Origin of the sequence: Micromonospora echinofusca, assembly GCF_017614955.1 — a bacterium.
In the GTDB taxonomy this organism is placed as follows: Bacteria; Actinomycetota; Actinomycetes; order Mycobacteriales; family Micromonosporaceae; genus Micromonospora; species Micromonospora echinofusca_A.
Genome location: NZ_WVUH01000449.1, coordinates 1 through 4,813, shown reverse-complemented (window position 1 = coordinate 4,813; position 4,813 = coordinate 1). Strand labels below are relative to the sequence as shown.

Sequence of the window (4,813 nt, the reverse complement as noted above, 5' to 3'; positions counted from 1 at the left end):
TGCACACTGATCACCAGACAGCCCTTGGTTTGCGATCTTCTTCCCTAGACAAGAGGAATGATCGATCAAGGGCTGTCCCCATGATCAGCCGGGGTCGATGCCACCACGCCGCAGGTTAAAGATCAAGCTAGGCGTCCCAGGCGGCTCGTGGCCGGGGCTGCAAGCACACCGGATGCTCCGCGCAAGGTTCGGCAGCGCCGCGGCCGGCGGCCATGGTTACTGACAGACCGATCAGCAGGCCGCGACTGTCGGCGGCAATTGAGGATGTGTCGGTGCTCCTTCCCTGCCAAAATGACCATCGTGGGCGCAGTTCAACTCGGGTCACGCGGGGAATGGCTCCGGCTTACGCCCGACGGTCCCCCGCAATACGTAACGGCAGAGCTTCGCTGCGATGGAATCGCTGCATCGCAGCGGATCGTTCACAACCACGCGTCAGGCTTCGAGGACCTCGCCGACTTCTTTGGTCAGCTCGCCGACGATTGGCGCGGCTGGGGCAGCGAGCGAGTCTGGGAGTCGGTCGAGGGTGACCTCCGAATCGAGGCTCGGCACGAGTACCAGCATGTCCAGCTCCGGATCATCCTTCGCAGCCAGGGGCCTGGATGGGGCAACGAGGGCTGGATGGTCGCGGCAGACCTGACGATCGATCCAGGCGAGGAGTTGACACGGGCCGCATCGGACTTACGAGTTCTGGCACTCGGCACCGGCTCTGACGACGACCCGGCGTAGTCACCACGCGCGTGAGACACGCGTGTCCTCAGTTCGGCAGGGCCGTGAGCGCTGGCTACGTCCCGGAGGCCATGTACCCGGCGAGGATGTAGTTGGGGTGCCGGTCGAGGTTCTTGCGTGCTCGGTCGTAGCACATGATGGTTCTCGGATCGGCGTGGCGGGCGGCGATCTGTACGTCGCGGAGGCTGGCGCCGGAGTCGAGCACCGTCGTCACAAACGTGTGCCGCAGCATGTGGGGATGTATTCTCGGCATCCGGATCCCCGCCGCGTGGGCGAGGTGCTCGAGCCGGCGGGTGGTGTGTCGGTCCATCCGTCTGTCGTGGGTGTTGCGCAGGATCGGCCCGCTGGTGCACTCGTCGACGGCCCGGTCAATGGCTCGGGCAACCGCAGGTGGCGGCGGGGCAAGAACGACCTTGCCACCCTTGCCGCGCACGTGCAGGACCCGGTGCCCGTGTTCCTCGCCCAAGTCGGCGATGTTCGATCCGCAGGCTTCGAGGATCCGCAAGCCGAGCAGGCCTAAGAGTGCGATCAGGGCGAAGTCGTTCGGGTTTACCGACAGCCGGGCGGTAGTGATCAGATTCGAACTGCAGGTTCCCGGGTCCGGGGGTCGGCGACTCGGACGGCACCGTGGGCCGACGGACGTGATCGGCCGGCGAGTGCTCCAGGATGGCGTCGATGACGCAGACCCGATTGAACCCGACCACGACCGACAGGCGACGCGAAACCGTCGAGGGCTGGTACCGGCGCACGTCTTGCAGCCAACGCACGTACCCACTCGATGTCCACCCGCGCCGCAGCCAAAGGGTCAAGACCTTGGTCGGTGCACCAGCGCAGGAAGACTCGCAGATCGGACTCGGTGTGGACGTGAGTCTGCCAGCGGTGGCGGCCCAGGAAGGCCGACACTGCGGCGCGCACAACGAGTTCGTCGGCAGGTACGACATTGGAAGCCGAAGCAGGGAAGATAGCCAGACATCACCGAGCGTCACCACCGGCGATGAACACCAGCCCACAGGTAGCGGCAGATCCGTGCGCATGGCGGGGCCGTGGGCGCTGTCGTGGCGGTCATCGATCGTGGCCTTGGTCGGCCTTATGCTGGGGATCGCCGCAAGTCGAGCCGGGCAACCCTGCGCGGCCCGGCGGTGCGTCGGTAGCTTGCGTCGAGTAGCTCGTCGACTTCGTCCCAGTCGGTGTCTCCGGTCAGGTCCATTCCGATCCAGCCGTAGGGGCCCAGGTAGGCCGGCACGAAGCAGCGGTCCTCCCCCAGCAGCGCCGCTCGCTCTTCGGGATCAACCAGCACGAGCAGCGAATGTTCATGCTGTTGGTAGACGCTGTCGATTTTCACCGATCCGCCGTAGTAAGCGAAGACCTTGGTGGTGAAGAAGGCGGGATGTCCGTGCGAGATCTTCTCGGCCGCGTCGGGGAAGGCGAGGGCGAGCGTCCGCAGCCGGTTCAGGAGTGGGTCTGCTTCGTCGAACATCATGGGGTGCGGCATATCAGAAGGTAAGCACACGGTGGGCGGCTGCGGCGCCCTGTCGGCGGTACCTGCGCCAGCCCGCCGAGGTCTACCTGCGACCCGCACGGCACCATCATCGCGGCAAATGAGGATGTCGCTGATCGGTGCCTGGACTTACGCTCCGGGGATGTCGCTCGTCCACGTGTTCGTCAGCACAGGCCGTTCCCGTCGGACAAGGACTTGCGGGACTACATCGAACCGACCTGCGCCGCGCCGAGTTCAGGCATCGCCGTCCTTCTCGATGCCGAGACTGCGGGCTGCGTGAGCGCCTACCCCTGAGTCCTTGAGAGCATGGCGGCGCACCCTAGCGGGTTGGCGGCTGACGCCACCAACCCGCAGCGCAGGGGGCATGACCAGCTACTACGACCAGCGAGCCCTCAGCGGATCGTGGAGCGGATGTCCTGCTGGAATGCTAGGCGGCATCCCGCTGGTCCAGCCACTTCAGAATCGCCCCGGTCGTCTCCTGCGGCATCTCCTGCTGGATCCAATGACCGCAGTCCAGACTGACCTCTTCCACATTCGGCACGAATTCCGTCAGTCTTCCAGCCCTCGCGACCGTGTCGCGGTCGCCGTAGATCATGAGGGTGGGCTGTCGGATGATCGGGTCCACGTCCGCCAGCAGGCGCCAGTTGCGGTCCAGGTTTCGGTACCAGTTGATTCCGCTCGTGAACCCGGTTGATTCGAAGGCGGTGACAAAGACGGCCAGTTCGCTGTCACTCATGACGGGGTCACCGAGTGGGGTTTCCGCTCTGGCAAGGTTGATCAGCGCATTGCCCGGCTGAGGCTCGGCGAGGGGCACGTTCTTCCGGTACAGGTTCCGAAGGAATTGGAACGTGTTCTGCTCGAACACGGCGTCGGCGACGCCCGGCTGCCGGTTGAAGTGGACGACGTAGAAGTCGGCGCCGAGCACGGCCTCCATGAACTCGATCCAGGGCATCTCTCCGCGCTCTTGGTAGGGCACGCTCAGCGCCACCACGCCGTTGACACGGTTCGGATGCAGCAGGGTCAGGCCCCAGACGACGAATGCGCCCCAGTCATGGCCGACGAAGGTGGCATCGTCGTAGCCGTAGTGATCGAGGAGGGCGACGAGGTCACCCGACAGGTGTGCGATGTCGTAGTCCGTCACTTCGGCGGGACGGGACGAGTTGCCGTAACCCCGCTGGTTCGGAACGATGACGTGGTAGCCCGCCGCGGCCAGGGCCGGCACCTGATGGCGCCAGGAAAAGGCATGCTCCGGCCAGCCGTGACAGAGCACGATGGGCCTTCCGGCATTTTCTCGGCCCGCTTCGAAGACTTCGAGTTCCACACCGTTGACCGAAACGAGGGTGGGCTCGGGAAAAGCGATTGTCATGCCGGCATCATGCCGACCGATACCGGTCATCTCCTGACCGGTTTTATGTGGGAGTGTTGCCGGTGTGCGAGCTGACCGGTTGATGGCCATCCTCCTCCTGCTGCAACATCGCGAGCAGGTGACCGCAGCGGAGGTCGCCCGGGAGTTGGAGATCTCCGAGCGCACCGCCCGCCGCGACCTCGACGCCCTGGGCATGGCCGGCGTGCCGGTGTACTCCCTGCAGGGCCGAGGCGGCGGCTGGCGCCTCGTGGGCGGCGCCCGCACCGACCTGTCCGGGTTGACCGCGAGTGAGGCCCGCGCCCTGTTCCTGGTCGCCGGCCCGGCCTCGTCTGTCACGCCGGCCGTGAAATCGGCGCTGCGCAAGCTCGTGCATGCCCTGCCGGAACCGTTCCGGGCGCAGGCCGAGGCGGCGGCGTCGTCGCTCGTCATGGACCCGCAACGATGGGGGTCGAGCCGGGCCGAGCCCCGACCGCCTCGCTTCCTCGACGAACTCCAGGACGCGGTGATCCGCGGCGTCCAGGTCCGACTCGGCTATGTCGACCGTGAAGGCACCGAAACCGAGCGAACCGTCCACCCGTTGGGCATCGTCGGCAAAGGCCCGTCGTGGTACCTCATCTCCAGCACCGAGGTCGGTCGGCGGACCTTCCGGATCGACCGCGTGTCGTCCGTCGACCCGACCGGCGATCCTGTGCACCGGCCCGAGGACTTCGACCTTGCCGAGAGCTGGCGGGAGATCGCGGACGAGGTCGAACGCAAGCGAACACCCGTCGAGGCATGGGCCGTGTGCGCGCCCCACGGGATAGGCGTGCTCCGGATGGGGTTCGGCGCTCGGCTCGAGGTGGGAGGTTCCACGACCGACGGCCGCATCGAGGTCGTGATCCGCGGCAACGACGAATACATACTCGCCGGCGAGCTTGCCGGGCTGGTCGAATACCTTGAGGTGACCGGCCCTCCGGGGGTGCGAGACCACCTGGCCTCGATCGGCAACGCGCTCGTCGAGCGATACGGCTCAGACCGGCACGGACGTCGTACGGCAGAACGATAACCGAGGTCATCAGGTTCCATAGCACCGATGAACTCCGACTGCTCGCACGACTTATTGAGCAGTAGCCCAAACATGCCGTGATCGTTGGGTGTGTATGGGTGTTGTGGTGCGTGATACGCGGTCGCTTTCCCCTGCGGCGCAGGAGGATTTGCGTCGCAGGGTGGTGGCGGCGGTCAAG

The 4,813-nt window shown here is 65.8% G+C and carries 5 protein-coding genes; 2 read left to right on the top strand and 3 right to left on the bottom strand.

All coding sequences use genetic code 11. The annotated features are described in order from the left end of the window. Positions 1-291: 291 nt before the first annotated feature. A complete protein-coding gene (locus GSF22_RS30620; RefSeq protein ID WP_208817393.1) occupies positions 292-726 on the top strand; it encodes a DUF6228 family protein in 435 nt (144 codons plus the stop codon). Positions 727-781: 55 nt separating this feature from the next. Here GSF22_RS30620 and GSF22_RS30615 read toward each other — a convergent pair whose 3' ends face one another. The 3 genes from GSF22_RS30615 to GSF22_RS30605 all read right to left on the bottom strand — a co-directional run bounded on the left by GSF22_RS30615 (position 782) and on the right by GSF22_RS30605 (position 3,680). After that, on the bottom strand, positions 782-1,501 hold the full coding sequence (locus GSF22_RS30615) for a tyrosine-type recombinase/integrase (protein WP_307804470.1): 720 nt from the start codon (positions 1,499-1,501) through the stop codon (positions 782-784). Between the two features lie 312 nt (positions 1,502-1,813). Continuing rightward, positions 1,814-2,206, bottom strand: a complete 393-nt coding sequence (locus GSF22_RS30610; RefSeq protein WP_244454430.1) for an MmcQ/YjbR family DNA-binding protein — start codon at positions 2,204-2,206, stop codon at positions 1,814-1,816. Positions 2,207-2,651: 445 nt separating this feature from the next. Then, positions 2,652-3,680: an alpha/beta fold hydrolase gene (locus GSF22_RS30605; protein ID WP_244454429.1), complete on the bottom strand. Its 1,029-nt coding sequence runs from the start codon at positions 3,678-3,680 to the stop codon at positions 2,652-2,654. Between GSF22_RS30605 and GSF22_RS30600 the strand changes: the two genes are divergently transcribed. Further along, positions 3,673-4,635, top strand: coding sequence for a helix-turn-helix transcriptional regulator (locus tag GSF22_RS30600; RefSeq protein WP_244454428.1), 963 nt, complete (start codon positions 3,673-3,675; stop codon positions 4,633-4,635). The two genes, GSF22_RS30605 and GSF22_RS30600, sit on opposite strands and share 8 nt — an antisense overlap. Positions 4,636-4,813 lie beyond the last annotated feature (178 nt).